General features: G+C 62.1%; 27 protein-coding genes. 22 read left to right on the top strand and 5 right to left on the bottom strand.

The features are described 5' to 3' along the window. The first annotated feature begins 5 nt into the window (after positions 1 to 5). The 12 genes from TP2_RS18400 (at position 6) to TP2_RS03950 (ending at position 7,749) form a co-directional block, all read left to right on the top strand. Positions 6 to 212, top strand: coding sequence for a phage holin family protein (locus tag TP2_RS18400; protein ID WP_157617034.1), 207 nt, complete (start codon positions 6 to 8; stop codon positions 210 to 212). 199 nt (positions 213 to 411) lie between these two features. Continuing rightward, positions 412 to 1,707 (top strand): reverse transcriptase/maturase family protein, encoded by a 1,296-nt coding sequence (locus tag TP2_RS03995; RefSeq protein ID WP_051692164.1) that lies wholly within the window; start codon positions 412 to 414, stop codon positions 1,705 to 1,707. Positions 1,708 to 1,879: 172 nt separating this feature from the next. Continuing rightward, complete coding sequence (locus TP2_RS03990; RefSeq protein WP_038073808.1) at positions 1,880 to 3,079, top strand: hypothetical protein; 1,200 nt, start codon at positions 1,880 to 1,882, stop codon at positions 3,077 to 3,079. A gap of 125 nt (positions 3,080 to 3,204) precedes the next feature. After that, positions 3,205 to 3,645 carry a JAB domain-containing protein gene (locus tag TP2_RS03985; protein WP_038073805.1) on the top strand — a complete coding sequence of 147 codons (441 nt, stop codon included), beginning with the start codon at positions 3,205 to 3,207 and terminating at the stop codon, positions 3,643 to 3,645. A gap of 111 nt (positions 3,646 to 3,756) precedes the next feature. Beyond that, complete coding sequence (locus TP2_RS03980; protein WP_038073803.1) at positions 3,757 to 4,275, top strand: hypothetical protein; 519 nt, start codon at positions 3,757 to 3,759, stop codon at positions 4,273 to 4,275. Positions 4,276 to 4,372: 97 nt separating this feature from the next. Further along, positions 4,373 to 4,864 carry a DUF6878 family protein gene (locus TP2_RS03975; protein ID WP_038073802.1) on the top strand — a complete coding sequence of 164 codons (492 nt, stop codon included), beginning with the start codon at positions 4,373 to 4,375 and terminating at the stop codon, positions 4,862 to 4,864. 10 nt (positions 4,865 to 4,874) lie between these two features. Continuing rightward, positions 4,875 to 5,252: a DUF6915 family protein gene (locus TP2_RS03970; RefSeq protein ID WP_038073800.1), complete on the top strand. Its 378-nt coding sequence runs from the start codon at positions 4,875 to 4,877 to the stop codon at positions 5,250 to 5,252. Between the two features lies 1 nt (position 5,253). Beyond that, positions 5,254 to 5,451 carry a hypothetical protein gene (locus tag TP2_RS18200; protein WP_084713920.1) on the top strand — a complete coding sequence of 66 codons (198 nt, stop codon included), beginning with the start codon at positions 5,254 to 5,256 and terminating at the stop codon, positions 5,449 to 5,451. Between the two features lie 76 nt (positions 5,452 to 5,527). Next, positions 5,528 to 5,947: a hypothetical protein gene (locus TP2_RS03965; RefSeq protein WP_038073797.1), complete on the top strand. Its 420-nt coding sequence runs from the start codon at positions 5,528 to 5,530 to the stop codon at positions 5,945 to 5,947. Continuing rightward, positions 5,940 to 6,584 (top strand): hypothetical protein, encoded by a 645-nt coding sequence (locus TP2_RS03960; protein ID WP_038073793.1) that lies wholly within the window; start codon positions 5,940 to 5,942, stop codon positions 6,582 to 6,584. Before TP2_RS03965 ends, TP2_RS03960 begins: the two co-directional genes overlap by 8 nt. A gap of 65 nt (positions 6,585 to 6,649) precedes the next feature. Next, on the top strand, positions 6,650 to 7,051 hold the full coding sequence (locus TP2_RS03955) for an MbcA/ParS/Xre antitoxin family protein (RefSeq protein ID WP_020038226.1): 402 nt from the start codon (positions 6,650 to 6,652) through the stop codon (positions 7,049 to 7,051). Beyond that, positions 7,048 to 7,749 (top strand): RES family NAD+ phosphorylase, encoded by a 702-nt coding sequence (locus tag TP2_RS03950; protein WP_038073790.1) that lies wholly within the window; start codon positions 7,048 to 7,050, stop codon positions 7,747 to 7,749. The genes TP2_RS03955 and TP2_RS03950 overlap by 4 nt, the downstream gene beginning before the upstream one ends. Before the next feature lie 219 nt (positions 7,750 to 7,968). Here the strand turns inward: TP2_RS03950 and TP2_RS03945 are convergent, their stop codons facing one another. Beyond that, positions 7,969 to 8,265: a hypothetical protein gene (locus TP2_RS03945; protein WP_038073784.1), complete on the bottom strand. Its 297-nt coding sequence runs from the start codon at positions 8,263 to 8,265 to the stop codon at positions 7,969 to 7,971. A 177-nt stretch (positions 8,266 to 8,442) separates the two neighbouring features. Between TP2_RS03945 and TP2_RS03940 the strand changes: the two genes are divergently transcribed. The 7 genes from TP2_RS03940 to TP2_RS03910 all read left to right on the top strand — a co-directional run bounded on the left by TP2_RS03940 (position 8,443) and on the right by TP2_RS03910 (position 17,827). Then, positions 8,443 to 12,837: a bifunctional class I SAM-dependent methyltransferase/DEAD/DEAH box helicase gene (locus tag TP2_RS03940; RefSeq protein WP_038073783.1), complete on the top strand. Its 4,395-nt coding sequence runs from the start codon at positions 8,443 to 8,445 to the stop codon at positions 12,835 to 12,837. A 3-nt stretch (positions 12,838 to 12,840) separates the two neighbouring features. Then, the gene (locus TP2_RS03935; RefSeq protein WP_038073782.1) at positions 12,841 to 13,872 is read left to right on the top strand and encodes a DUF7146 domain-containing protein; all 1,032 of its coding nucleotides are present in this window, start codon (positions 12,841 to 12,843) and stop codon (positions 13,870 to 13,872) included. A 363-nt stretch (positions 13,873 to 14,235) separates the two neighbouring features. Next, positions 14,236 to 15,168 carry a DUF2493 domain-containing protein gene (locus TP2_RS03930; protein ID WP_038073772.1) on the top strand — a complete coding sequence of 311 codons (933 nt, stop codon included), beginning with the start codon at positions 14,236 to 14,238 and terminating at the stop codon, positions 15,166 to 15,168. Positions 15,169 to 15,252: 84 nt separating this feature from the next. Then, the gene (locus TP2_RS03925) at positions 15,253 to 15,537 is read left to right on the top strand and encodes a WGR domain-containing protein (protein WP_038073764.1); all 285 of its coding nucleotides are present in this window, start codon (positions 15,253 to 15,255) and stop codon (positions 15,535 to 15,537) included. A 55-nt stretch (positions 15,538 to 15,592) separates the two neighbouring features. Then, entirely contained in the window at positions 15,593 to 16,927 is a 1,335-nt protein-coding gene (locus tag TP2_RS03920) for a hypothetical protein (RefSeq protein ID WP_038073763.1), read from the top strand. Positions 16,928 to 16,930: 3 nt separating this feature from the next. Beyond that, complete coding sequence (locus TP2_RS03915; RefSeq protein WP_038073762.1) at positions 16,931 to 17,269, top strand: antitoxin Xre/MbcA/ParS toxin-binding domain-containing protein; 339 nt, start codon at positions 16,931 to 16,933, stop codon at positions 17,267 to 17,269. Positions 17,270 to 17,278: 9 nt separating this feature from the next. Beyond that, positions 17,279 to 17,827 carry an RES family NAD+ phosphorylase gene (locus tag TP2_RS03910; protein ID WP_038073761.1) on the top strand — a complete coding sequence of 183 codons (549 nt, stop codon included), beginning with the start codon at positions 17,279 to 17,281 and terminating at the stop codon, positions 17,825 to 17,827. A 140-nt stretch (positions 17,828 to 17,967) separates the two neighbouring features. Here TP2_RS03910 and TP2_RS03905 read toward each other — a convergent pair whose 3' ends face one another. The 4 genes from TP2_RS03905 to TP2_RS03890 form a co-directional block, all read right to left on the bottom strand. Next, positions 17,968 to 19,080, bottom strand: a complete 1,113-nt coding sequence (locus TP2_RS03905; RefSeq protein ID WP_038073760.1) for a Fic family protein — start codon at positions 19,078 to 19,080, stop codon at positions 17,968 to 17,970. A 120-nt stretch (positions 19,081 to 19,200) separates the two neighbouring features. Continuing rightward, on the bottom strand, positions 19,201 to 19,440 hold the full coding sequence (locus TP2_RS03900; RefSeq protein WP_038069146.1) for a hypothetical protein: 240 nt from the start codon (positions 19,438 to 19,440) through the stop codon (positions 19,201 to 19,203). A 163-nt stretch (positions 19,441 to 19,603) separates the two neighbouring features. Then, the gene (locus TP2_RS03895) at positions 19,604 to 20,242 is read right to left on the bottom strand and encodes a hypothetical protein (protein ID WP_038073759.1); all 639 of its coding nucleotides are present in this window, start codon (positions 20,240 to 20,242) and stop codon (positions 19,604 to 19,606) included. A gap of 10 nt (positions 20,243 to 20,252) precedes the next feature. Beyond that, complete coding sequence (locus TP2_RS03890) at positions 20,253 to 20,972, bottom strand: ParA family protein (protein ID WP_038073754.1); 720 nt, start codon at positions 20,970 to 20,972, stop codon at positions 20,253 to 20,255. A gap of 588 nt (positions 20,973 to 21,560) precedes the next feature. Here TP2_RS03890 and mobC point away from each other — a divergent pair. Genes mobC through TP2_RS03875 form a run of 3 tightly spaced genes read left to right on the top strand, consistent with a single transcriptional unit; the run spans position 21,561 to position 26,422 of the window. Then, a complete protein-coding gene (mobC, locus tag TP2_RS03885) occupies positions 21,561 to 22,112 on the top strand; it encodes a plasmid mobilization relaxosome protein MobC (RefSeq protein WP_240473704.1) in 552 nt (183 codons plus the stop codon). Continuing rightward, positions 22,099 to 24,447, top strand: a complete 2,349-nt coding sequence (locus tag TP2_RS03880; protein ID WP_038073749.1) for a relaxase/mobilization nuclease domain-containing protein — start codon at positions 22,099 to 22,101, stop codon at positions 24,445 to 24,447. Before mobC ends, TP2_RS03880 begins: the two co-directional genes overlap by 14 nt. Beyond that, on the top strand, positions 24,440 to 26,422 hold the full coding sequence (locus TP2_RS03875; protein WP_038073746.1) for a type IV secretory system conjugative DNA transfer family protein: 1,983 nt from the start codon (positions 24,440 to 24,442) through the stop codon (positions 26,420 to 26,422). The genes TP2_RS03880 and TP2_RS03875 overlap by 8 nt, the downstream gene beginning before the upstream one ends. Positions 26,423 to 26,542 lie beyond the last annotated feature (120 nt).

Genomic DNA, 26,542 nt, shown 5'->3' with positions numbered 1-26,542 from the left:
GAAGCTTGCCGGGTTTTCCAACTGCTGACACCAACGCTGATTGGCAAAAATTGTTTTTTCGCAACCTTGAATTGCCGACACTCGCTCACCAAATCGTTATTGCCCGCGGGAAATGGCCCACGGGTTTGGCCGTTGAACTTGTCAACTTCTTTATGGTGACCTGGCAGCACGATGCCGAACAGCATCGCCGCGACCAGAGCCAGACTGAATGAGACACTGAGCATAGCTCGGACCTCCACGGTTACATTATACCACCTCGCGTTTCGAGACCCGTGTCTGCGAGGCGTTCGGAAGTGAGACGCTGAACGTATACGCTGACAGAAGGTGGCGTGCGTTCGGGGGACGCCCGGCCTAACAAACCGGAGCCCAGGGTCAGGGCCAGTCCTCCGAACTCTGCGACAAGGAGGCTGAATGCCGCTCGATTGGTTTAAGTCTAGAGGCTACCGCCATTTCGATCTTCCCGTTGGCGAGAAGTTCGCTGGCAAGGCAATGGACCCGGACTTCGTGCTCAAGCACTCCTTCCTCCCACTCCTGCACTACACGAAATCCGAGAAACGCTACAAGAAGTGCCCGAAGACAGGGAAGCGGACGATCACTTCGAAGGACCGCCCGATCAAATACGCATCGCACCGGGACGCCTGTATACTTTCGTTCTACGCCAGCGAGATGAATAAGTTGCTGGACGCCCATTATAACGCCGCGGGCCTCTCCGATAGCGTTTTGGCCTATCGTGCACTCGGGCGTGGTAACTACGATTTCTCGGCGGAAGTGCTTGCGTTTGCCAAGACCCATGCCCCCGTCACGATACTGGCGTTCGACGTCAGCAGCTTCTTCGACAACCTTGACCACACGCTCCTGAAACGCCGCCTAAAGGCAGTGCTGGGCGTAACCTCGCTGCCCGAACACTGGATGCGCGTGTTTCGGGCGATCACCGCGTTCCACTATGTTGATATGGAAGAGCTTAAGGCGAACGCCACGTTCTCCTCCCGGCTCAAGGAGAAAGGCCGCGACCGGATCGCCAGTGTCGAAGAGCTCAAGGCCAATGGCATCAAGTTTCACCCCAACCCCGAACTGGCAAAGGGGCATCGGCGAGGCATCCCTCAGGGCACCCCCATCAGCGCAGCAGCTTCGAACCTGTACATGATTGATTTCGACGCGGCAGCGCACGCTTTCTGCGACAGCATCGGTGCTTTGTATCGCCGCTATTCGGACGACATCTTGGTGATCTGCGCCCCTGCTCACGCCGCAGCAGCCGAAGCCGAAATCATGGATCGCATCAAGGCAGAGAAGCTGGATATCTCTCCCCACAAGACCGAAAGGACCGAGTTCACGGGTACGGGCGTCGTAGCGGGAAAAGCAGCACAATACCTAGGCTTCTCGCTCCACGAAGAGGGGCCAGCCATTCGAGAAAGCTCCCTCGCTCGGCAGTGGCGAAAGATGCGAAGGGCGATGCGCCGAACCCGCAAGATCGCGGAGAGAAACATCGCATCTGGAAAATCGACTAAGGCACACACCAAACGCCTGTATCGCCGTTTCACCCACCTGAAGGTGCGTGACGACGAAGGTGTTCGGATCGTACGCAACTTTTCTTCCTATGGGCGGCGCAGCGCCTCCGCATTCGGCGATGACGAAAAGATCACTCAGCAGATCAGGCGGTTTGAACGTGCCGCGCTCCGTGAGATCCAGGAACTCAAGAAGATCAAATAGACTTGCTCCTCCGCATGTTGGACCCGATTGCGTTTTCCCGATAGTGCATTGACATCGACGCGGAAGTTAACGCGGCGGAGCCGGCCACCGAGAGTGAGAGGAGTGCCGGTTTCCCGGTGACGGGTTGAGGGCTGGGAGAGTGGCTCCCGGCGCCTGTCGCGGGAGATAGCCGATGGGCGTTGTGGAAGTTATGGATCCGGTTCAGCCGGCGCGGGCCGGTGGCTGGAAAGTGGATGTGAGCCGGGGCGAGCGGAACGGGCGGGTGTCGTCCGAATGGTTTAACCGGCCCGATGACGAGCGGTACCTGTCGCTCGACGATCTCTGGGCCAATGTGAAGGGTCGCTCTGAGCGCAGCCGCAGCCGGGTGGTGCAAACCGCCGACATCCGTGTCGAGGCTGCGCGCGACAGTGCAGAGCGGCTGCACTTGGTTCTTCCGAAAGCGCATGAGCCGGTCGCGCCCACGCACTGGGCCTTCGGCCAGCTTGCGAGCATTGTCGGCGCGCCGGCCTCCTACCTGCGGCAGTTGCCCGCGCCGCTGGCGGGGATCAACCTGCAATACGGTTTGACCAACCACCGCGCCGAGCAGGTGAAGACCTTCGAGACGGAGGATGGCCGGACCGAACTGCGCGCCGTGACCGGTCCCGACTACGGTCGCATCCATGACTTCGAGCTTGTCGAGGCGGTGCAGCGCATCGCGGGCAATGGCACCGGCGACACGCGCTGGAAGGTGCCGGGTGTGCTTGACTGGTCGACCGGGGTCTATAACCCCGACGTCGAGATCAGCCGTGACACGACCACGCTCTACGCCTCGGACCGCGACGTCTTCCTGTTTCTGGTCGACGATCGCAATCCGATCGAGGCGGGCAAGCTGGCGGACGGCTCTCCCGACCTCTACTTCCGGGGATTTTACTGCTGGAACTCCGAGGTGGGGGCGAAGACCCTTGGCATGGCGAGCTTCTACCTTCGGGCGGTGTGCCAGAACCGCAACCTTTGGGGCGTCGAGGATTTCCAGGAGATCAAGATCCGCCACTCGAAATACGCCGCCTCCCGCTTCGCCCATGAGGCGGCCCCGGCGCTGACGCGGTTTGCCAACTCCTCGCCGCAAGGATTCGTGAATGGGATCAGGGCAGCACGGCAGCAAGTCGTGGCGCGCAGCGACGAAGACCGTGCGGATTTCCTGCGCAAGCGCGGTTTCTCGAAAGCCGAATCCGGCAAGATCATCGAGAAGGTGCTGATGGAGGAAGGCCGCCCACCCGAGAGCATCTTCGATTTCGTGCAAGGGATTACCCGGCTTGCGCGCGACAAGACCCAGCAGGATGCGCGGCTCGACATGGAAGGGCGCGCCAAGAAGCTCCTCGACCGGGTCGGCTGACGCGAAGCCCGGCACAGCGACCGCCTGCACCCGCGGCGGTCGCGTTTTTCTCTTCCACATGCACGCCACTGGCCCCGCCCCGAGAGGGCAGGGGGCTTCGGTGTGCGCAATTCAGCGAGACCCCCATGACCCCCCAGGAACAAACTGTCATCCTCGAGGCCCGCGACATCCTCGGCCGCTACCTCAGCCAGAACCCGGTCATCGGCAGCTGGCAAGCGCTGATGGACTATTGTGCGCTGACGGTGCGCGGGCCGATCGAGCGGTTCCACGTTCTCTATCTCGACCGCAAGAACCGCATCATCGCCGATGAGCTCTTGTCGATCGGCACGGTCGACCATGTCCCGGTCTATCCGCGTGAGGTGATCAAACGGGCTCTGATGCTGAACGCCAGCGCTCTGATCCTGATCCACAACCACCCGTCGGGCGATCCGACACCGTCGGAGGCCGATCTCAGCATGACCAAGGAGATCCAGAAGGGCTGCAAGTATCTCGGCCTGACGCTCCACGACCACATCATCGTCGGCGCCGGGACAGAACTGAGCCTGCGGGCCCTGGCCAAGCTCTGACGCGCCTTTCGGATCTGCAGCCGTCGCCCCTTTCGAGGAAGAGGGCGGCGGTTCGGTCTTTGACGGTTTGTAGCGGGGAGAGTGGCTTCCCGCACCGTCGGAGATATTCGCATGTTTGATCTTCCCTCCCAAACTCCGCCGGCAACGCAGCAAGCAGGTTTGCCGCCGAGCTTCCCGACTGCCGTTGTAGACTCGAGCCTGCCCTTCGCACTCACGGAAGCGTGCCGCGCGCCTGCGGGCCTCATGTCTGGGCAGGCACGTCCCGAGATTCTGGACCGTTTCGCCACGCTGGCCGAGGCCATGCAGAGCGCGATCGATCAAGCGGAGGATTTCGTCCCTGAGGATGCGCCGCGTATCCTGGCAATCCTCGATCGAGAGGACCGCCTCGTTCTGGCTGGAGCCGCCAGCGATGGCGCAATGGCCTGGTGCCATCCTGTCGCAAATGCCGCCGAGGCCCGCGCCGTCGTCTCCGAGGCCAGCCAGACCCGCGCGCATGCCATACGAGCGGCCGAGTGGCATGAACATGGCCTCGCGCGACGGCTGCGGCACCACGCCGACGTTCTCGATGCCCGTCTTGTCGATCCGCTCTGGCGTGTCTTCGCGTCTCGCGCACTGCAGATCGCGGCGTGACGCCCGAGAGTCAGAGAAGGGCAGGGGAGGATGTGAGCCTAGGAGGACGAGGGAGAGCCTCGGGGTTCAGATCCTTTCCCTCATTTCGGAGTTTCCAATGTCCAAGATCGAACCCACCCTGGTCGCGCCGATGGCGCCCTCCAAGATTGATTTCGCCGCCGTGCTGGCTCGGCAGTCCGAGCGTGACGCGCGCATCGCAGCTTTGCGTCCGGCCAACAAGGAGCGCCTCTTCGATGGCCTGACTGCCGCGGGCATCACCCATGTGACCGTGAGCTTTGACGGCTATGGCGATAGCGGCCAGGTTGAAAGCATCGCAGCCTACGCTGGCGACGCCGAAGTCACTTTCCCCAAGACCCAGATCGCCTATGCCGCATTGACCTGGGACGATCCGGAGGTCGAGATGCGGGCGCTTTCGCTCGAAGATGTCGTGGAGCAACTGGCCTACGACTTGCTCTCCGACACCCATGGCGGTTGGGAAAACAACGACGGGGCCTACGGCGAATTCTGCTTCGACGCGAGCGCTCGCACCATCCACCTCGAGTTCAACGAGCGCTTCACCTCGTCCGAACTCTACACACACGATTTCTGAGGGGGCGGCGATGGCACATCCCTATCACCACGCCCTGTCCTCGGTGAAGAAATGGGGCGGCACGGTCGAGGATTACCTCGCCGTGCATTCCTGGTTCGACCAGAGCAAGGAGATCACAGCCGATTTTCGGCACCGGGCGTTGCGCCACCATGCCGAGGGCATCTTCATGGCCGAGACAATCTTTGGTCCGACGCTTACGCTCTCCACCGGACGCATCATCCCGACCCGCTGGGTCGGCGAGCAGCATGTTAAGGAGGACCTCGGCTTCATCCCAAGCTTCGCCGATTGGGTGAAGGCCATTCGGCCCGAGCCTTGGATGGGTCGGACCGAACGGATCGAGGCACAGGTCGATCCGCATCTCGTCTCCCCCGTGGTCGAGGTCATGTGACATGACCGATCCCACTTATCGACGTCTTGGCTTGCCGCCGACCGCTTCGCGACTGGCAGTGGTTCGCGCGGCGGTCCGGGCGCTACACCCCGACACGCGCGCTGTTTGCGGCCTCCGGCTGGCGCGCAAGCGCTTCTACCGGCAGATGCTCTGCGCTCACGCCGCACGACAGGCGGCGGGCGACACGCCGACCGGCTGATCGTTCCCAAACACCCCTTCATCCCAATCGATCGCCCGGCCTCCTGGCCGGGTCTTCCCCATTCAGGAGGGTCCCCATGGCGGATTACTTCATCCATTTCTCATGCCTGATCGACGTCGGCAGCCCCGACAAGGCCGCCCGCGCGCTCGCGCTGTTTCAGAAACTTCGCGCTGCGGATCAGGACGCTGACGACCCAGATGTCGCTGGCTTTGATCTCGTGCACCAGGATGCCCCCGAGGGCAGCAGCCTCTGGATCCATGACGACGAACACGGCGATGTCGAAGCCGTCATCCGCTTCGTCTTGCGGCTCGCCGAAGACCTCGACCTCACCGGCCTTTGGGGGTTCCAGTATGCTCTGACCTGCTCCCGGCCGCGGCTCGACGCCTTTGGCGGCGGTGCGCATGCCATCGATCTCGGCGCTCGTAAATCCATCGGCTGGTCCAGCACGCAAGAATGGTTGGTCGTGACGCTGAACGGGGAGGACGTCGATGCCTGAGATCATCTGCACCACTGTCTACCAGTTCCCCGAGCTCTCGGAGGCCGCCAAGGAAAAGGCGCGCAGCTGGTATCGGGAGCTCGGGGCCCACGACGACTGGTGGGACGCGGTATACGAGGATTTCGATCGGGTCTGTGAGATCCTCGGTATCCGTCTGAAAACCACCCCCGTCCGCCTGATGGGTGGCGGGACGCGGGCCAAGCCCAGCATCTGGTTCTCCGGCTTCTGGAGCCAGGGTGACGGTGCCTGCTACGAGGGCTATTGGTCCCACTCCAAGGGTGCGGCCGCGCGCATTCGGGACTACGCGCCCACGGACGCGACGCTGCACGGCATCGCCGACCGGCTGCAGGCCATCCAGCGGCGGAACTTCTACCAGCTCGCCGCCGAGGCCAGCCACCGTGGCCGCTATTACAACGAATATTCCATGTCGATCGACGTCACGCGCGACAGCCCGGCCTGGCAGCCACCGACCGAGGACGGGGAAGATGTCGTGACCGAGGCGCTGCGGGATTTGGCCCGCTGGCTTTACCGCCAGCTTGAGGCCGAATACGAACACCTCACCTCGGACGAGGCCATCGAGGAAGAGATCATCGTCAACGCGTATACGTTCACGGAAGGAGGGCGGCGGTTCGGGTAACAGAGATGAAAGCGCAAGGTTCATTTGATCTTTACAGTAAGTCCATATGGACTATATTGAAGTCAATGGAGGACGCCATGCACGTTGCAGAGAAAATCCGGGAACCCGCACAGATCAACGCCGTCGCGTTGAAAGCTTATGCACGCGTGGCCGATGCTTGGGGTCTCAGTCTCAAGGAAGCGGCTGGCCTTGCCGACATGTCAGAGAGCACGTGGAAGCGCGCCAAGAAGCCGGATTTCGCCGGAGAGCTCACCAAGGACCAGCTGCTGCGGCTCAGCGCTGTAATTGGCATCTTCAAGTCGCTCGAACTCTACTTCTCGGAGCCTCTGGCAAAAAGCTGGTTCACCCGACCGAACAAGGGGCCGCTCTTTGGTGGAAGCCGACCAGTCGACACCGCCATCGACGGGGGGTTGCCGCAGATCCTCGCGGTTCGGACCTATCTTGATGCGTTGCGTGGTGGGGCATGAAGAAGACCGAGATTTCCGATCGCGGTCTCGTTCGTCTCCTGCCCGCCACCTACCACAAGCCACCATCGTTGCGCGGTCTCGTCGATACCGATGACGAGATGGAGATCTTGGCAGAGATCGAGGGCATGACCAGTGGACGTCTACAGGCCGAACGCGGGCGCAACCCGCATCTGGACCCGCGCGAACTCGCTTGGCAACGCCGCAGCCGCGATCTGCGCATCTATGGGGACAGTCACGTCAACGCAGCCTTCACTTACACCCGCGCCGGCGGAAACCGCTTCAACGCCGAGGAGCGCGGCGCGTGGTACTGCGCATGGGATGTGATGGTTTCTGTCAGCGAAGTGGCCTGGCACCGCACGCGCGAACTCGGCTTTACCGGCAGCTTCCATGACAGCGCCCGCTATGTGGAACTGCTGGCCGACTTCATCGGCGTCTTCAACGACATGACCGATGAGGCAGGTCATCCGGCGCTGCATCCGGATCCGGCTGTCGGGTATCCCGAGGGCCAAAGCCTGGCACAGCATCTGCGTCGGGGCGGATCCAAGGGCCTGATTTACCCTTCGGTCCGGGCTCCTGCACCGGGCGGGAATTGCCTGGTCTGCTTCGAGCCCCACGCAATTCAGAACGTTCGTCCGGGCGCGTCTTGGGATCTTGTGTGGGATGGGACACCGCACTACTCGATTGCGGCCGTCGGCTGACAAGTTACAGCGCATGCGCCTTGGGGGGGCGAAGAAATGAAACAGGCAAACGACAACAGCGCGGACGTCACGAACTTGAAGCCATGTGACCATCAGCCGTTCTTTGAGGCGTTGGACTGTCCGCCCCCACCGACCGACGCACTACGAGCAGCGTTTCGTAGGCGGAGGGAAACTCTGGTGGATTCTTGCGCCGACAAGTCATCCGCCAGCTGACACCCGTCACTTATTCCCGTCGATCCACTTCGACATGAGCCCCTTGTCGCGGAAGCATTCGTCCGGAACGGCGCGCCTTTTGATCCGGGCGAGTTTCTCAGCGAAGGCCACCTGCTTGGACGTGGGCAGCCGGTCCATGTCCGATACCGGTTTCAGCTGGGCCTGAGCCTCGATCCAGGCGCTCAAAGATCGCCGGTCTTGCTGAACCTCCCAGGGCAGGAGCGTCCGGTTGCGCAGGGCGAGCGACCGCGCATAGGCAATCTGCTTGGGCGTTACGGGCAGGGCGTGCTTGGTGCTTTCCATGGTGGAACCCCCTTTCTGACTTGGCTCTGAAAGTAGAACATAACAAGAACAAAATCAAGCCAAGCGTCGGGAACACCTTGGTGCGAGAGGGAGAGAGGGGCCGGGAAAGATCAGGTCCGAGGCTGCCCGAGAGAGGGTGTCCGGGCCTGATCCTGTCCTTCATTCCGGAGTTTCCCGATGACCCATCTTGCCCCTGTTGCGCAGGCGTCCTTGCCTGCGCCCATTGTCCCGTTGGCAGCAAATCCTGCCCCTGCGATCGTTGCTGTTGCCGAAGCGCTGCAGCCCGATCTGGCGCAAGGGCTTCAGATCGACGCGCTGCGCCTTCGCCGCGAGATGGAACATGCCTTTGGCGGTTCCGATGCGACCGGTGCCTGGGACTGGAAGCTCGCCTATGAGGCGGGCGAGGTGGCGCTGATCCTCTTTCTGCGAAAGTTCGGTCGGGCGCTGCTTGCGCGTGCCGGCTCGCCTGCGGCGCTCTTGCCGATCCTCGCCAAGGTGGCAGGCCTCTTGCCCACGCACACCCGGCGGTCGGAAGAGATGGAGCGATTTCAGCAATTCAGCACGCCTTTGCCCATGGGGCTCGCGGCTGTGGCGGCAGCACAGATCACGCCCCGGGACATGGTCCTCGAGCCGTCTGCCGGGACCGGGCTCCTGGCGATCCTTGCCGAGATTGCGGGCGGCAATCTTTCGCTGAACGAGTTGGCGGACACCCGCGCCGACCTTCTTCGCTTGCTGTTCCCGGGCCGACCGGTCACGGGGTTTGATGCCGCGCAGATCGATGATCATCTCGACGCCTCCTCAAGCCCGAGCGTCATCCTGATGAACCCGCCCTTCTCGGCCCAAGCCAATGTCGATGGTCGGTCGACCGAGGCGACGGCCCGGCATCTGCGCTCGGCCCTCGCGCGTCTGGCCCCCGGCGGACGGCTCGTCGCCATCACCGGAGCCGGTTTCGCGCCGGATGCGCCTGCCTGGGCCGAGACCTTCGGCCGTCTGACCGAGACCGCGCGTCTGGTGTTCTCCGGCGCGGTGTCGGGCGCCGCTTTCGCCAAGCACGGCACCAGCTTCGAGACGCGGATTTCTGTCTTCGATAAATGCCGCGGCGGTGAGCCAGGCGGCATCACCGCTGACTTGCGCCAGCCGATGTCCCCGGACGTGGCGCATCTGATGTCCCGGATCACTGCAGAGGTTCCGCCGCGCCTCGAGCTGGAACAGGCCGTAAATGCGGGTCTGGGCCACTCTTCCTTCTTCCCGGGAAGTCCTGCCCGCGCCACATACACAACCACCAGCCGATCGCGCTCGACCTCTGCGGCTCAACCGGAGAAACCCGAAACACCGATTGAGGCCGAGGAACTGGACTACGCTCTCCGCGACGCCGCCGAGGACGAGGACGCCGCACGGCTGTCCGACGCGATCTACGAGACCTTCCGACTGCAGGCGATCGACATCCCCGCAGCGACCGCGCACCCGACCAAGCTTGTGCAATCGGCGGCCATGGCCTCTGTCGCACCTCCGAAACCGAGCTATCGCCCCAAGCTTCCGGCGACCATCCTGCGCGACGGCCTGCTGTCAGACGCGCAGCTCGAGACCGTCATCTACGCGGGCGAAGCGCATGGCGCGCATCTCGCCGGGTCGTGGACCGTGGATGAGACCGGAGACATGGTCTCGGCCGCACCGGAGAACGCCGCTGACGCCGTCCGCTTCCGCCGCGGCTTCTTCCTCGGTGATGGCACCGGGGCGGGCAAGGGCCGTCAGTCGGCCGGGATTCTGCTCGACAACTGGGCCCGAGGAAGACGCAAGGCGCTCTGGATCTCGAAGAGCGACAAGCTTCTGGAGGATGCGCAGCGCGACTGGTCGGCGCTTGGCCAGGAGCGGCTTCTGGTGACGCCGCTGTCGCGTTTCGCACAAGGCCGCGACATCCCGCTGACCGAGGGAATCCTCTTCACCACCTATGCGACGCTGCGCTCGGAAGAACGGGGTGCCAAGAAATCCCGCGTCGACCAGATCGTCGACTGGCTCGGCGCGGATTTCGACGGGGTGATTCTCTTCGACGAAAGCCATGCCATGGCGAATGCTGCCGGCGGCAAAGGCGAGCGGGGCGATACCATGGCCTCGCAGCAGGGCAGGGCGGGCCTGCGCCTGCAGCACAAACTGCCCAATGCCCGCGTAGTCTATGTCTCGGCCACGGGCGCGACGACGGTCCACAACCTTGCCTATGCTCAGCGTCTCGGGCTCTGGGGCGGGGAGGATTTCCCCTTTCAGACCCGGTCGGAATTCGTGGAAGCCATTGAGGCTGGCGGGGTCGCGGCGATGGAGGTTCTGGCCCGCGACCTTCGGGCGCTCGGCCTCTACACGGCGCGGTCGCTGTCCTATGACGGTGTCGAATACGAGATGCTGGAACACGCGCTCAGCCTCGAGCAGCGCGGCATTTACGATGCCTATGCCGGGGCCTTCGCCATCATTCACAACAACCTGACCGCGGCACTGGAGGCCGCGAACATTTCCGGCGCGGCCGACGGGCCGAGCGGGTCGGGCACGCTGAACCGCCAGGCGAAATCCGCTGCGCGGTCAGCTTTCGAGTCCGCCAAGCAGCGCTTCTTCGGCCATTTGCTCACCTCGATGAAGACCCCCACGCTGATCGCATCCATCGAGGCCGATCTGGCGGCAGGTCATGCGGCGGTCATCCAGATCGTCTCGACGGGCGAGGCACTGATGGAACGCCGCCTGTCGGAGATCCCGACCGAGGAGTGGAACGATATCCGCTGTGATATCACGCCCAGGGAATACGTCCTCGATTACCTCGCCCATTCCTTCCCGGTGCAGCTCTACGAGCCTTTCACCGACAGCGAGGGCAATCTTTCCTCCCGTCCCGTGGTGCGCGATGGCCAGCCGGTCGAATGCCGCGAGGCCGTCCGCCGTCGAGACGCGCTGATCGAGAAACTGGCTTCGCTGCCGCCGGTGCCGGGTGCGCTCGACCAGATCGTCCAGCGCTTCGGCACCGATCTCGTGGCCGAGGTCACGGGCCGCTCGCGGCGCATCGTGCGCAAGGGCGAAAGGCATTCGGCACGGCTCGTGGTGGAGAACCGGGCCGGAGCTGCGAACCTCGTGGAAACCCAAGCCTTCATGGATGATCAAAAGCGGATCCTGATCTTCTCGGATGCCGGCGGTACCGGGCGCAGCTATCACGCCGATCTCGGAGCGAAGAACCAGCGCTTGCGGGTCCACTACCTCTTGGAACCCGGCTGGAAGGCAGATGCCGCGATCCAGGGTCTCGGCCGCACAAACCGCACCAATCAGGCGCAGCCGCCACTGTTCCGACCGGTCGCCACTGATGTGAAAGCGGAGAAGCGGTTCCTGTCGACCATTGCGCGCCGCCTCGACACGCTTGGCGCCATCACGCGCGGCCAGCGCCAGACCGGCGGGCAGGGGTTGTTCCGCCCCGAGGACAACCTCGAGTCGCCTTACGCCCGCGACGCGCTGCGCCAGCTTTACCGCCGCATCTATCGCGGCGATCTGGCCGGATGTTCGCTCGGGGCTTTCGAGGATGCGACCGGGCTCAGCCTGACCGATGACAACGGGCTGAAGGATGACCTGCCGCCGATCACGACCTTCCTCAATCGCCTGCTGGCGCTGACGATCGACATGCAGGCCGTGCTGTTCGCGGGTTTCGAGGAGCTGCTCGATCAGCGAATTGAGGGCGCCATCGCCGCCGGGGTCTACGACCTCGGACTCGAGACACTCCGTGCGGAGAGCTTCCGGGTGACCGACGCACGCGATATCTACACCCATCCCGGTTCCGGCGCAGAAACCCAGCTTCTGACCATCGCGGAAAAGCGCCGCAACACGCCGACTTCCCTCGCGGATGCGCTCGACTGGCTGGATGACCCGCAGGCGCGGCTTCTGGTGAACAGCCGCTCGGGCCGGGCTGCCGTGCAGGTGCCCGCCACCAGCCTGATGCTGGACGATGGCACCATCGAGCCGCGCCTGCGCCTGATCCGCCCGCTTGATGTCAGCACAGTCCCGGCGAGGATCATGGAGGACACCCACTGGCTCGAGGCCGACCGCGCAGCCTTCTCCGCCGCTTGGGCTGCGGAACTGGCCGAGGTGCCGGAGTTCTCGGAAACCACGTTGCACATCGTGGCAGGTCTGCTGCTGCCGATCTGGAAGCAGCTTCCCCAGGATGAAACCCGCGTCTATCGCCTGCAGACCGATGACGGGCAGCGCATCATCGGGCGCCGTGTCTCGCCGGCTTGGGTCGCGACCACGCTGGCCAAAGACGCGCCCAAGCTCTCGGCGACGCAGGTCCATGCCCTCATTCTGGAGGGAAAGACTGTGGTGCGGCTGGCCGAAGGGATGGAGTTGCACCGCTCGCGCGTCATGGGCGTCAACCGGATCGAGCTCTCGGGCTTCTTGGATGCGGCGAAGGACCGGCTCAAGGCCGATGGCTTCTTTTCGGAAATCATCAGCTGGAAGCTGCGGCTGTTCTGCTCAACTGGCGCCGATGGCGTCGCGATATTGGATCGTCTGCTTGCACGTTGTCCTGTCGCAAGTCTACATGATCGCGGAGGTTGTTGACCCATGTATTCCGAGACCGAAGACCTCATACGCGATCTGGCAGAAAATGCCGAAGGCGTCTGTCGTGCCTACCTTCCCGCCGGACGGCGGGAAGGATCCTACTGGATCGTCGGCGATCTGCAGAATAACCCCGGCCGGTCGCTCTTCGTGCGGTTGACGGGCCCTGCGTCGGGACCAGGGGCAGCGGGCAAGTGGCAGGACCCTGCCGTCGGCGCGCATGGCGATCTCCTCGACATCATCCGCGCCCGGACGGGGATCACGCGCTTCCCCGACCTTCTTGCCGAGGCCCGAGCGCATCTTGGCCGTCCGCAGCCGGTCGAACCGGATAGGCAAGAGCCGAGGAAGGCCAAGGCGTCCGGTGGCACTCCTGCGGCGGCGGCGCGCTTGTTTGCTGCCTCGAACCCGATCACAGGCACGCTTGCTGAGACCTACCTCCATTCCCGAGGCATCACCCAATTCGGGGCGAACGGCGCCTTACGCTTCCACCCGAAGTGCTGGCATCGGGAAGAGGGGCAGACCCGGAGCATCCCCAGACCGGCGATGATCGCGGCGGTTACCGATGGGGCAGGGGGCGTGCAGGGCGTGCATCGCACCTGGCTGGCGCCTGACGGACAGGGGAAGGCGGCAGTGAATCCAGAGCGTCGGGCTATGGGTCACCTCCTCGGCAATGCTGTCAGGCTCACCCCGCAGGATGACATCCTCGTCGTCGGCGAGGGCATCGAGACCATGTTGTCCCTGTCCGAGGCAATCCCAGGTCTGCCCGTCTGGGCGGCGCTCTCTTCGGGTCACCTCGGGGCGGTCCTATTGCCGAAGGGGCTCAAGCGCCTTTACGTCGCGATCGATCGCGATCCGGCCGGGCAGCGCGCGGCAGAGAAGTTGAGCGCCAGAGCCTCCGAGGTCGGGGTGCGTGTGCGGGTGCTGGAACCGCGGCTCGGGGATTTCAACGATGATCTTCGGGCGAACGGCAAGGACGCGCTGCGCCAGCATCTGGCAGGGCAGATCGGGCCCGAGGATCGGTATCGCCTGTCCGGCTGAGCAGCATCGCGTAGGGGGCGGTCGGGGATAGCGGGGCAGGGGTCACGGATCTCAGTCGCGGTTCTGGACCGTCGCCTTGCCTCTTCCCGGGCAATCTCATCCACCCGTCACCCACACGGCCTTCAAGAGATGGGCAGGCGGCCGTCAAAGGTGACGCCCATTCAAGGACGGGGGGCAACTGATTTCCGCCGGCGGCAGAGCCGCCTTTGCATCGCGAGACAAATCAGCCGCCCCCCGTCCTCCTCCACATGCGTTCCGTCCCCGAAGGCGGGGTGAAGGGGCGTCCCCCGTGACGGCTTCCGCAGCCCATGAAGGCCGCGCGGGATGACGCGCGGACGAGACAGGCCCGGAGGCAAGAAACCGATGACGATCCACACCCACGACGACGCGTATGAACCCGCCCACACCGCATCCCAGACCGCCCATGCGCTCGACGAGCTGCAGCTCTATGGCTACCGCCCCTTTGACGAGCCCGATCCGCGCCCGATGCCAGATGGGCAGCGCCTCGCCGTCGCCGTCGCCGACATCTTCGACGCCCTCGTTGCGACCCTCGAAGACACCCGCATGGAACCCGACCTCGAAGAAGTGCTCTGGGGCCAGGTCAACCTCTTCCACCGCGCCACGGCCCGGATCGAGCGGACGCTCGATGAGAACGAGCAGGCGCAGCGCCGCCTCCAACGCGAGCAGGACGGCTCCGAAGTGAAGTCCGTCGAACTCGAGCGCCTAACGGCCGAAGGCCTGACTCTCGTTGAACGGCGCAACTGCATGGACATGATGCGCGATCACGCCGCCACCGAGTTCGTCCATCACACGGGATCGACCTGGCGCCCCCGCACCGGCTCGATGGTGAACCGCCAGCACATGACCGCCGCCCTGATCGACAGCCGCGATTTCCTCGCCGCGAAGCGCCGCGCCGAAACCGAGGTGATGTTGCCCGCAGGCCCCAAGGTCGCCCTCACCGGCGGGACCGATTTCAACGATCACCGCCTGATCTGGGGCAAGCTCGACCAGGTCCGGACCAAGTATCCCGACATGGTCCTCCTGCACGGTGGTAGCCCGAAGGGCGCAGAGCTCATCGCCGCCAAATGGGCCGAAGCCCGGGGCGTGACGCAGGTGGCCTTCAAGCCCGACTGGACCAAGCACGCCAAGGCCGCGCCCTTCAAGCGCAACGACGCGATGCTGGATGTGCTCCCGGTCGGGGTCCTTGTCTTCCCCGGAACCGGTATCCAGGAAAACCTCGCCGACAAGGCCAAGAAGCTTGGCATCCCGGTCATGAAGTTCGAGAAGGGGGCGTGAGCCCCCGACTTCAATCCGGGACAGAACATTGTGGAAACGTCGAAGAGCGCTTGATATTGTGGTCTGGAGAGAGGCGCCAACAACATGTTCGACACATCGCAGCAAATGGAAGTGTTCCCGACGACGGTCGATCTCAAGCGGATCGACCCGTCTCTGAACATGCGCCGCTTCTATCGAATGAGCGTTCAGCCGGACCTGTTTGGCGGCGCATGCCTTGTGCGGGAATGGGGCCGTATCGGGTTTCGAGGGCAGATGCTGATAGAACGGCATGATGACGAGGGAAGGGCTGTCACGGCACTCATGAAGCTCGCGGCGACGAAGAAGCGGCGAGGTTATCGGTTGCTTGATAGAGTGAATGCCAAGGATTGACATTCCATATCAGTTTCACTATTTAAATTTGTGAAACTGATATGGAACAAGCGCCATGACCAAGGTTGTCGTCCCATTTCCGAAAGGCCAGCGACTGCGTTCGCCGTTAGCGCAGTTCTTCCGTGTCGGAGACTCTCACAACAAGTTTGCCGAGATGTACGCGTCCGGGGGGCTGCCTGCTTCTCGAGTTGTCTTTGACGCCGCACGCCTCAACCGACAGACTGCTCTAGCGAAAGAGTTAAAAGTTGAAGGTGTTGAGATCACGATCGACACCGGAGCGGCCGAACTGTCGAGCTTGGCGCGACATAGGACGTTTGTGCGTAACTCCCCATGGTTGGTCGAGGCTCCGATGTCTCCCTTGGGGCCGGACGCATTTACTACAGAGGTCATCGAGCGCATCGCGGAAATGGTGGTTGCGGTCGGTGCGGATCGCGTGCTGGCTCCGAGTCACTTCTTGGGCGATCCGAAATTTGACGGATGGCTCAAGGTCGATGCGGCTGCGTGTTCGGCCCTCCGATTGGCGCTTGATCGTTTGGGGGGAGGCCAGGTCCGGATCGACTACCCGGTTATACAAAGCGTTCAAGGATTGGTGGATCCCGCGTCGCGGAAGGCGCTTGCCGAGACCCTTTCGATCCTTCCCGTCGATGCGATTTGGATGCGCCTTTCCGGTCTCGGGAAGGAGCCAGGTCCGCAAAAGGTTCGGTCTTTGATACGGATGCTCAGCGGTTTCCACAATATGGGGAAGCCTGTCATTTTGGACTACTGTTCTGGTTTGAACGCGGAGGCTACCGAAGCATTCGGTGTGGCTTCTGGCTCCGCGAGCGGAATTCTCGAGTTGGACCAGTTCAACGCACGTGATTGGCACAAACCCCCAGAAGAGCCCGATCCCGATGCGCAGTTCGGTCGGCGTAGCATTGTTCAGGTACCGGGTCTTGGTCGGGGCTTTTATGCACACGAGTTTGAATTGCTAGCCAAGTCTCGCGGTGGCCGGAAGCTGCTTCTTCAAAGCGAGTTCGTTTCCGTTTCCAGTGTCGAGGAAATGGTAAGAACTCGAAAGCAGGTACAGGCACTTCACTTGGTGCGCTCACAAGAAGCGCTTCAGTCTGTACCGGACCTCAACCGAGCAGGGCATTTTTTGTCAAAGACGATGGCGGATGCCGAGCGCAGGGCAAAAGATGTCAGCTTCCTCAAGCCCACTGAAGCTCAAGCCCAGGCGGCGGGTGTCGACTTGCCAAGTCTGCTCAAGCGGACCAGAGGACACGCAGAGACGATGGGCAAGGTTGCAGACGCGCTTGAAAAGCTCCATGAGGAGCGCGGAACAGAGTCACCGCGAGTTCGGGCTTGCGACTTCAATGTCGATATTGCCCTGCGTCGTGGCGATCAGAGGTAAGAAATGCAAAGTGCAGTGTCACGCTACATAGGCGAACTCGCCGACATCGGGGGCCTTAAAGGAACCGATATCGCAAATATTACGGATGTCTCCAAAGCTACGGTGTCGCGTTGGAAGGCTGGTGATATCAAACCGCAACCAAAGAACGAACTGATTCTGTCCGACCTCTATTACGTCGTCGGCCGTCTCAATGAATACTACACGCCGGACGAGGTTCGCGCCTGGTTGTACGCGCGGCACCCGCAACTTGGCGGCGAGCGCGCCATGGATCTTATTCATAATGATCGCTCGCTCGAGGTTCTGGCCGTTATCGACCGGCTGGACAATGATGTTTATGTGTAGGTTCGATGAATGGTTAAAGCTCGACGCGACAACCGGCTGATCGACGCGATTGAGGCAATCGAGCCAGTCGTTTTTGAGGGCAATGTTTGGCGCTTGGTTCGTGACGGACGAGACCCGCTGTTGTGCAGCGCGTCGGGAGGTCGGTGGGACGACGGAACCTTCGATGTGCTCTATACCTCAACGTCTCGGTCGGGCGCTCTGGAAGAGATGCGCTTTCATTTGATGCGCGGCCAACCGATTATGCCGAGTAAAGTTAAGTACCGCATGTTCGAGATCGAACTTCTACTTGAACGGGCGCTGCGATTTTTGGATCTTGACGCGCTTTCCGACGTTGGGTTGAACACGGAGACGTTCGGTCGTCTTTCCTATGAGCAAAAGAACGACGAATATCCTCGTACTCAGGAGATTGGTGAAGTCGCACACTTCCTAGATTTCGATGGCCTGATTGTCCCATCAGCTCGATCCGACACAAACAACGCTGTTGTGTTCTGCGACAAGGTAAGATCGCTGCCCGAGTCCACTCTCAGGGATCACGGCCTCGTGGACTGGGAAAAATGATCCAACTCGATAAAGAGCTTAACCTTCTTGGCTGACAAATTGGGTATGAGGGTTTCGATTAGCTATCCCTGCTTGCAAAGATAGATGTTACATAAAACGAATTATCGGATTTTTGATAAGTTGTTGTTTTCGTGCAATTTTTATTCAATCCAGTCGAGTTTCAACCAGTATCGCGTATGCCGCCGCTCGCCGGTTCGAGCGAGCACGCCCTTCTCGACCAGATCCTGCAGATCGCGGGTCGCGGTCGCGCGTGAGGTTCCGGTGATCTTGAGATAGTTGTCGGCGCTGAGGCCGCCTTTGAAGCCGCCAGGGCCTTCCTGAAACATTCGAGCGATGGCCTTGGCCTGGCGTTCGTTCAAGTGGTCTCTGTGACGATCGTAGAAGTGTGCCTTGCTGATGAAGAAGCCTACGCGGTCGAGTGTTGCCTGTTGGGCCTTCAAGACAACTTCTGCGAACCAGACGAGCCAATCGGTCACGTCGAGCGTTTTTTGATGCTGCTCAAGCTGATCGTAGTATCCCTTGCGCTCCTTCTCGATGGTGAAGGCGAGCGAGATGAGGGTCGGCTGGCCAATGTTCTGCGCCAGCGACTTTTCAGCGAGGGCGCGACCCAAGCGGCCGTTGCCGTCTTCGAATGGGTGGATACTCTCGAAATAGAGGTGGCTTAACCCTGCGCGCGTCAGCGCTGGAAGCGGCTCTGCTCCCCCCGGCCCGGTCTTGTTGAACCAATCCGCGTATCGCTCCATCTCAGGCATGACCCGCTCTGAAGGCGGCGCTTCGTAATGGATCGTGGGCCGGTCAAGGCGGCCGGAAACGATTTGCATCGCCTCGGCGTGTTGTCGGTAGGCACCGATGGTTTCCAACCGACGGTCATGGGACAGGAGCATTCGATGCCAGCGGTACAGTGTCTCATGGGTCAGCGGCTCTGCAAAACTGGAATAGACGTCGACCATCATTTCCGCGACGCCCTGTTCGCGCGGTTTGGCAGGGGTGCTGTCCGGATCGAGGCCCAGATGGCGGCGCAGCGAAGACTGGACACTGAGCCGATCGAGGATTTCACCCTCGATGGCGCTCGTCTGCATCGCTTCCTCGCTGAGCAGTTCGATGCGGAGTTGCTCGCGTTCCGGCTGGCTGACATGATGGACCGCGCCGAGGATTTCTCCGGACGACAGCAGGAACGTCTGCTCAAACGGCTCGAGAGCAGAGGCGTCATACCGGAAATCCGGCCAATCAGGCAGCGTCCAGTTCCAAGCCATGAGTTATAGACATCCTTTCTATAACTCATATCTAGATCACTTCTGAGGCATAGAAGTCAACTCTATCGCTCAAAGGACCTGCGGGATGGGGTGACCCACAAACTGACGCGAGGTCTTGAGCTAGGCCTTTTCAAGGTGCGTCAGATCCCGCTGACGCGGTCTGGGGGTCTTCAAATCGACAGGGTTTTGTTCCGGCGCTTGAATGAATGGTTCATAGCGAACGTCCGCCATGGCGCCGTCGAACCAGGCAGGCTGCACGTCGCCATTGTTCCATTGGTACAGGTAGCCAACCAGATTTTCAGATGTCTTGCAGAGGATGCGCATGATCGGTTCGCCAGTCAGGCGGGGCTTCGTGTTCATAATGCGTTCCTCCGAAAGTCTTCTTTGAAATGTGTTCACGGTGTCGTCATGAAAATTTATCAGGGCGTGCTAAGGGACAGCATAAACAACTTCAAGATGAACACTGCCCAATGAACAAAAATCCTTTGGAGCAATGCAGATCGTCTTCTCAGGTGTTCGTCTATTAAGTGTGCGGTTCATGCGGCGATGCAGCACGAACAGCAATTTCTTCCAAGATTTTGTCGATCTCGCTCCATATGCGTGGTTCCACCTGGCCGCGGATCAGGGCCCATTTACTCAAGACGTCGAGGGGGTCGTGGTCCCGGAGGAGGACACTCAGGCTGGCCGCATCGACTGCCAGAGATGTCCGGGCCTGCCACTGCGTGTTTCTCGTGCGCCGCTCCTCCGCGACTGGCACGAAGACCGGCGACAGTTGCCAGCCTTTGACTGCACGGCGCAGGGCGGCACGCACGACATGTGCTGGCTCAACACCACAAGTCTGGAGCGCTGCTTCCTGTCGTTCGAGTGCGTTGACCCTGATGTCGATCTTCCGGGTGGGGCTCAAAGCGCGCGCCGATACGGGAGCTCTCAGGCTGGTATGCGGGTCAGAGCTTTCCGCGGTGACTTGGTGCGGCGCCACGGTACCGTCCGGCGCACGCTCTGCCTCGTGCCGATCAGCGTCAACGTCAGCGGATGGGGTGCCTGTCTTTGTTGCTGTGACCTGTGCCTCGTCTTCCTTCCCGGGAATCTCGCGGTCACCCTGTTGCAGGGTGGCGGCGTAGGCTGGGTCGGGCCTGGTGATGGTCGGGATCTTCTTGCGCAATCGACTGTCCTCACGCAGCAAGAATATTGTTGAGGATGTCCGTCGCCTCCTCGAGCGCCTCGACGACATGACGTACATGTGGACGCATCAGAGGGTTTGGATCAGATTGCTTTTCCAGCGCCAAGGCGTGGAGAAGCCCCTTCTGATCCATCTCCTTGTAAGTGTTTCGTCGCATCATGACGGTCTCAATCACCGGAAAACGGGTGAGCGCTTCTTCAATCAGGGCGGCGTCAGCACGGGTCGTTTTCGGGTCGACCATGTTCAGGACGACGTGGTGGCGCGGAAGGCTGGAGGGGTCGTCAACACGGGATTTCAGCTTCTCAAACCAATCAGCCGTCTGCGCTCCGACATCGAAATCAGATGTCGACAGCATGACGGGCGTCACAATGTGGTCCGCAAGCACCGCGATGCCGTCTGACCATTCGGCACCGACCCCCGCGGTATCGATGAAGATGAAGTCTGCTGTGCCTGCCATGTAGACCTGATCGATCTGACCCTCGACACCCGCCACGCTTTCGACGGTGGCCGAGCAGAGAAGCGGCGAACTCAGCCCACCGGCTTCCGCCCGAGCATGCCATGCCCCGAGTACTCTCGTGCTGTCCGTGTCGATCAACATCACTCTGCGTCCGGCGGCGATCGCGGCGCTGATCAAGGCGCGCGAAAGCGTCGTTTTTCCACTGCCCCCTTTCCGAGCCATCGCTGCGATCACCACAAGATTTTCGTTCGGCATTCTGATCCTCCGCAAAAATAGTGAATCGCAACGATAATACCAAAATGTCGCTAAACGCATGAGGCGGAGGGGTCAAGCAGAAGTCGGGATGCGACCCGCGCCTGGCATGCTGCGGGCGGCGTTTTGCGATGACCGTGCGACGTCTGCCGTGGTGCCTTCAGCATTCGTCGCGGGGCACCACACACCCTCCAAATGTCGGGATGCGTTTGGCGATGTGCTGCGGACGGAATGCAGGTGACGGATAGCGCGCTCCAGACGACGGGAGGCAGTCTCGCGTATGTCGTTCTGCGGGTGACGCGAGACGGTTAGCACGCGGCAAAACCCGTCTTGCGGGGTGCAAGAGACGGGGCGCGAAAGACGCGATGCGCGATGCGGGGACCGCATCGCGTGGTGCCATGAGCGCGAAGCGCGATCCATTTGACAAAGGACGGGAAATCGCCCCTGCAGGGCGATTTTCTACATTGAGTACAAGCCCTTATAGCCGACTCCACTTGCGTTGGGAGTCGGCGGGCTTGTACGAAGCTGGCAAGAAATAGGAACGTTAACTTCAAAATGCCCCGCCGCCGCAGACTGTCAGAGATCGAGCGATTGACCATCGCCCAGGAGCGCCGGAACGGCGTCTCCGCGGCGTCATTGGCCGCGCGCTACGATGTCAGCCTGAAGACGATCTACAACGTGGTGAACCACCGGAATGAGCGTCAGACAGCGAACGGCAGCCGATCGCGGGTTGTGGGGATCCGGGTCTCGGACGACGACCTGCGCCGGTTCGACGCGGCGCTGTCGCGGCGCGGGATTGCGCACCGCTCGGATGCCATGCGCCGCCTGATGCTGGCGGCCGCAGGTGTCTTCCTGCCCGACGACGAGATGTGTGACGAGTTGCGCTGCCTCGGCGCCGCGCTCAACCGGGTCGGCAACAACGTGAACCAGATCGCGCGACGTCTGAACGAGGCCAAGGTGCGGGGCGAGAGACTGTCCTACCCGGCCTCAAGTCACCGTGACGTCCGCGCCCTTGCGGGTCTGGTCTTCGATCTGGCCGACCAGGTCCAGGAGATGTCGCGTGCGCGGCGCAGACTGCTGGACCTTGAGATCAGCTCTGCCCTGGCGGGCCTCGCCGAGAGGGATGAGAATGGCGCGGAGTGACCGGGTCCGTGGCATCGACCCGGCGCTATTTGAACGAGGCTGGAGCCGGGTTTCGGGATCCTGGCAGGGGCTTTCCATGGGCGCGCAGATGGTTCGGGCCGCGCGCGGCTATTCGCCAGCGATCTTCAAGGCTATCTCGAAAGGGGGCTGCCACACCGGGGCGCAGCTACGGGCGCAGCTCACATATCTCACGACGAAGTCGACCCATATCCTCGACAGTCGCGGCACCCATGACGGGAAGAAGCTGCTCTCGGAAGCCGAGATCAACCGAGTGGCGCGGCGGTTCGAGAACCAGTGGAACGAGCGCTACAGCCCCAAGCTTGGCCATACGTCGCATCTGCTGATGGCATTCCCGGTTGGAACCAGCGGCGAGGAGGTGCGCGATATCACCCAGGCGGTCTGCGAGAAGTTCTTTCAAGGTGAGGGGTCGCAATTCGACTATATTGCTGCAATACACCAAGATCGCGCGCATCCACATGCGCATATCGTTCTGAACCGCCGCAGCAAGGATGGCGAAATGTTCTTTCTCGGGAAGGATCATCACTTCAACTACGACGCCTTTCGCGAGGCGATGGTCGAGGCGGCCCAAGTTCATGGGATCCGCCTTGAGGCGACGCGCCGTCTGGATCGCGGCGTCACGACCTACCGCGCCGAGATCGATGAAATCTACAAGGCTCGCGACGAAGGTCGTCCCCCAGTCGAGCGCCAGAGAACCGGTGCTGACCTGGCGGCCGCTCTGGAAACCGTCCGGCACAACGCTTTGATCTATCGCGGGCTCGCGGCGGAGGCGTCCCGTTCGAATTTCGAAGACGTGGCCGAAGCGCTCGAGAGGGCCAGCACCATCCTTGCCAGAGGCGGTCAGATTCAATCTGACGGAGCCATCTACATGTCCCAAGACGAAGCAGCGTTCGACACGCTGATCACCGAGTTTTCTCAGAACATTCGCCAGATCGAGGCGGCGATCGACAGGGCGCCGGCGGCCGAGCGGCCGGTGATCGAGCGCAAGCTGACCGACGTTCTGGCCTCGGTCGCGCATTTGAACCCGCTCGGGGATCGCTCCGCCGCCCTGGTCGATGCCCCATCCCGGGACGGCATCTATGCAAGGCCGAACTTAAGTGAAGAACACCTCGCGCGTCTTGACGATGGAGAGGTGGCACCAAAGCTGGCCGAGGCGTTGCAAGGCACGGGCATCGATGCCGAGGCTGTGGCCGCGCGCCTGCGGGAGGGGGCAGGCAATGCCGCTTTGGAGCGCCAGTGGCTGGCACAGGATCTGCAGGGGATTGCCAAAGCAAGCGACCTCGATCTGGAGAAATCTGCGGACCGGGAAGAAGCGCTCGACCGGCTGGAAGCTGTGCATGTTCGGTTGGGCGATGTCCTGACCGATGGACGAGTCCTGCGCGCGCCAACCGAGGTCGACGAGGTGGATGACGCCGAGGCTGTGCTCGGCGAGCGGCTGACGACACCTAGGGGCGATCTCGCGCAAGACGGGTCCGGCATTTTTGCTCCATCGGAGCGGCAGGCGTTCAGGGCGCTGGTGGCGCAGTTCCGCCGGACGGATTTCGATCATCCGTTCTCCGACGACCCCTCGGTGCGGCGGGCGGGCGCCGTGGAGGTGGAGGAGGCCCGCGCCGCGTTCGATGCCTACGCGCAGAGATCTCCGCAGCATGCCGAACTGGCCTCGATGGCTTGGGAACAGATGACTGACAGTCGAATGCCGCCGCAATATGCGGTATCGGCGCAGGACCGCACGCTTCATGCTGGCGACATGGACCTCGCCTTGCGGGATCCTTCGGATCATCTCGGTCCGATCACGGAAGAGCTCCGCATCCTCGCCCGCTATCGCACGGAGATGCCGGATGATGAATTCGGGCAGGCCGTCCAGGACGAAATCAATCACCTTCGTTCGCTCGGCGCGTCGCGTGCCTATATCAGCGAGCGCAGTTTCGAGATCGAGGACCAGGCGCGACAAGACTACGCCGAGCGCCGGTATCTGGAAGAGACAGCGCCAACCGTCATGGCCTTTGTGCGAAACGCCGACGTCGAGGGCCCGCTCTCCGAGTCAGAGCAGCAGGACATCGTCCGGCAGATAAACGAGCGACTAAGCCCCGACACAATCGACGCGCTGCGGGCCGGAAACGCAGAAGTCCTCGATAAGTTCACTGAGGATCCGCTCCGCCAGCTGGAACTCGCTAGAACCTATCTCCAGAGCAGCGAGGTCACTGCGCACGGCCCGGCGATGGAGCGCGTTCTCGATGCATTGGCGGAAGAACAGATAGAGGCGCAGCGCGCACGCCACGCTTCGGCAGATGGCGAGAAGGGGATCACCCATGGATAAAGGCAAGATTGCCTTCGGAGTGTTGAGCCTCGTGCTGGTCGGTCTCGCCATGGGCTATGTCGTGGCGACCGGCTTTGTCATGTTCCGCTATGGGCTTTCTCCCACGCGTTTCGACGTCACCCTGCTTGCCCGCGAATATCGGGGTCTGTCTCAGTCTGCACCAAAAGACTTCCTCTGGGTGAACCTCATCCTTGGCGGCTTCGGCCTGGCATCGCTGATGCTGAGCGTCACGCTTCTGGGGGATGCATTGACCCGCTTCGGGACGACGCATTGGCAGACTCGCAGCGAGATGAAGAGGAACGGTTTCTTTGCCAAGCCCGGCGGCGGCTTCCTTCTGGGCAAGCTCGGCTCCCCGAAATCCAAGCGCCAGTTCCTAGTCTCAAAAACCTTCCCCCACGCGCTGATCGTGGCGCCGACAGGCCGGGGCAAGGGCGTGGGGTTCGTGATCCCGAACCTGCTGACCTACAAGGGTTCGGCCGTAGTGCTCGACGTGAAAGGCGAGAACTTCCGCGAGACCTCGCGCTTCCGCGCCAGCATGGGGGACAAGGTTTTCCGCTTCGCGCCGACCGACTGGGACCGACCGACACATCGCTATAATCCGCTGGCGCGCATTGCTGCCATGACCAACCCCGACCGGCAGCAGATGGAGCTGAAACTCACCGCGAAGCTCTTCCTGCAGACCGACAATGAAAAGCTGAGCGGGCTTTTGGCCGGGGGTATCGACCTCTTCGTGGCGGCCGGTCTTCTGGCCTTTGAGCGCGGCGTGCCGACCATCGGCGAGATCTATCGCATCACAGCCTCGGGGGGCGACAAGCAGAAGGAATACCTGAAGCGTTCGCAGGAGGTGAAGAACACCTCGGCCAAGCTGATCTTCGAGCGTATGGCATCGACCAACAACGACACCCTCACTTCCTACCTCTCCCTCCTGATGACATCGGGCCTCGACACTTGGGACAACCGCGCGATCGACGCGGCCACCGCGACCTCTGACTTCTCCTTCCGGGATATCCGCCGCCGCCCACATGCGATCTATCTTGTGGTCGAATCCGAGATGATCCGTCCGCTTGCCCCGCTGATCCGCCTCTTTTTTTCGGACCTGATTGCCTCGCTGCAGGCGCGGGAACCCGGCGATGATGAGCCCTGGCCGGTGATGATCATGCTCGACGAGTTTGACCGGCTCGGGAAAATGCCAATCGTCGCCGAGAGCATCAAGACGCTGCGCTCCTTCGGCGGTAACCTCGCCATCGTGACCCAGACCATCCCCGCGCTGGACGAGATCTATGGTGAAAACACCCGCAGGTCGCTGCAGGGCGGCGCCGGGGTAAAGCTCTACCTCACCCCGTCCGAGCAGAAGACCATCGAGGAATTGAGCCAGGCTGTCGGCAAGACCACCAAGCGTGTGGTGACCCGCTCCCGTGCTGTTGGACGCAATCCATTCGAAGGGCGCAGCGTCTCGGAGAGGACAGAAGATACCCCGCTCCTGACCGAGGATGAGGCCCGACGCATGGACCTCGACGAGGTCATCCTCGTGATCGACGCGCAGATGCCGATCCGGGCAAGAAGGGTGAAGTATTTCGAGGACCCGGCGCTCAAGGTGCTGCACGCGGGCCAGTCGGGTAGTTTCCCGTATCCGGACGAGGACGGCCTGCGGCGGGACCGACAGATGTCCGAGACTCGCGAGACGGTCGAGAAGCTGAAGCAAGAGCTGCAGGAAGTGCGGGCGGCCGCAGGCGCAAATGGTTCTGGGGTAGCGACCTCACCGGCAACGGCGGAGATGCCCGTATCGAATACGCAGAGTTCCACGCCTTCGCGGCCAAATCGTGCGCGGGGTCGAGCAGCTCGCGCGGGAGCTAGTGGAGGTGGGCCAGTGCAGTTGTCATTTGATCCGGTGGGGCTGGGGCTCAAGGAGCCGGATCGGGCAGAACTGGCAGCTGCGGTCCAGACGACACGGGCCATCATTGCAGAATATGCGTGATGCGAGGACGTTGTTCTTGCGGCTCAGGGGATCGGACGGAACACGCATTCGACAATGTTGTTATCGCTTACGACATGGCCATCGGTGTGAACGCGACGATCGCGTCCCAAGAAGTGGTGT

The organism is Thioclava pacifica DSM 10166 (assembly GCF_000714535.1).
GTDB classification, from domain to species: Bacteria; Pseudomonadota; Alphaproteobacteria; order Rhodobacterales; family Rhodobacteraceae; genus Thioclava; species Thioclava pacifica.
Note: the sequence above shows the minus strand (reverse complement) of the source record. Positions and strands in the feature narration are given on the sequence as shown.

Excerpts from the sequence above, each read along its gene's own strand:
- TP2_RS03995 (WP_051692164.1), top strand. The coding sequence starts at position 412 with ATGCCGCTCGATTGGTTTAAGTCTAGAGGCTACCGCCATTTCGATCTT.
- TP2_RS03990 (WP_038073808.1), top strand. The coding sequence starts at position 1,880 with ATGGGCGTTGTGGAAGTTATGGATCCGGTTCAGCCGGCGCGGGCCGGT.
- TP2_RS03985 (WP_038073805.1), top strand. The coding sequence starts at position 3,205 with ATGACCCCCCAGGAACAAACTGTCATCCTCGAGGCCCGCGACATCCTC.
- TP2_RS03980 (WP_038073803.1), top strand. The coding sequence starts at position 3,757 with ATGTTTGATCTTCCCTCCCAAACTCCGCCGGCAACGCAGCAAGCAGGT.
- TP2_RS03975 (WP_038073802.1), top strand. The coding sequence starts at position 4,373 with ATGTCCAAGATCGAACCCACCCTGGTCGCGCCGATGGCGCCCTCCAAG.
- TP2_RS03970 (WP_038073800.1), top strand. The coding sequence starts at position 4,875 with ATGGCACATCCCTATCACCACGCCCTGTCCTCGGTGAAGAAATGGGGC.
- TP2_RS18200 (WP_084713920.1), top strand. The coding sequence starts at position 5,254 with ATGACCGATCCCACTTATCGACGTCTTGGCTTGCCGCCGACCGCTTCG.
- TP2_RS03965 (WP_038073797.1), top strand. The coding sequence starts at position 5,528 with ATGGCGGATTACTTCATCCATTTCTCATGCCTGATCGACGTCGGCAGC.
- TP2_RS03960 (WP_038073793.1), top strand. The coding sequence starts at position 5,940 with ATGCCTGAGATCATCTGCACCACTGTCTACCAGTTCCCCGAGCTCTCG.
- TP2_RS03955 (WP_020038226.1), top strand. The coding sequence starts at position 6,650 with ATGGAGGACGCCATGCACGTTGCAGAGAAAATCCGGGAACCCGCACAG.
- TP2_RS03950 (WP_038073790.1), top strand. The coding sequence starts at position 7,048 with ATGAAGAAGACCGAGATTTCCGATCGCGGTCTCGTTCGTCTCCTGCCC.
- TP2_RS03945 (WP_038073784.1), bottom strand. The coding sequence starts at position 8,265 with ATGGAAAGCACCAAGCACGCCCTGCCCGTAACGCCCAAGCAGATTGCC.
- TP2_RS03940 (WP_038073783.1), top strand. The coding sequence starts at position 8,443 with ATGACCCATCTTGCCCCTGTTGCGCAGGCGTCCTTGCCTGCGCCCATT.
- TP2_RS03935 (WP_038073782.1), top strand. The coding sequence starts at position 12,841 with ATGTATTCCGAGACCGAAGACCTCATACGCGATCTGGCAGAAAATGCC.
- TP2_RS03930 (WP_038073772.1), top strand. The coding sequence starts at position 14,236 with ATGACGATCCACACCCACGACGACGCGTATGAACCCGCCCACACCGCA.
- TP2_RS03925 (WP_038073764.1), top strand. The coding sequence starts at position 15,253 with ATGTTCGACACATCGCAGCAAATGGAAGTGTTCCCGACGACGGTCGAT.
- TP2_RS03920 (WP_038073763.1), top strand. The coding sequence starts at position 15,593 with ATGACCAAGGTTGTCGTCCCATTTCCGAAAGGCCAGCGACTGCGTTCG.
- TP2_RS03915 (WP_038073762.1), top strand. The coding sequence starts at position 16,931 with ATGCAAAGTGCAGTGTCACGCTACATAGGCGAACTCGCCGACATCGGG.
- TP2_RS03910 (WP_038073761.1), top strand. The coding sequence starts at position 17,279 with ATGGTTAAAGCTCGACGCGACAACCGGCTGATCGACGCGATTGAGGCA.
- TP2_RS03905 (WP_038073760.1), bottom strand. The coding sequence starts at position 19,080 with ATGGCTTGGAACTGGACGCTGCCTGATTGGCCGGATTTCCGGTATGAC.
- TP2_RS03900 (WP_038069146.1), bottom strand. The coding sequence starts at position 19,440 with ATGAACACGAAGCCCCGCCTGACTGGCGAACCGATCATGCGCATCCTC.
- TP2_RS03890 (WP_038073754.1), bottom strand. The coding sequence starts at position 20,972 with ATGCCGAACGAAAATCTTGTGGTGATCGCAGCGATGGCTCGGAAAGGG.
- TP2_RS03880 (WP_038073749.1), top strand. The coding sequence starts at position 22,099 with ATGGCGCGGAGTGACCGGGTCCGTGGCATCGACCCGGCGCTATTTGAA.
- TP2_RS03875 (WP_038073746.1), top strand. The coding sequence starts at position 24,440 with ATGGATAAAGGCAAGATTGCCTTCGGAGTGTTGAGCCTCGTGCTGGTC.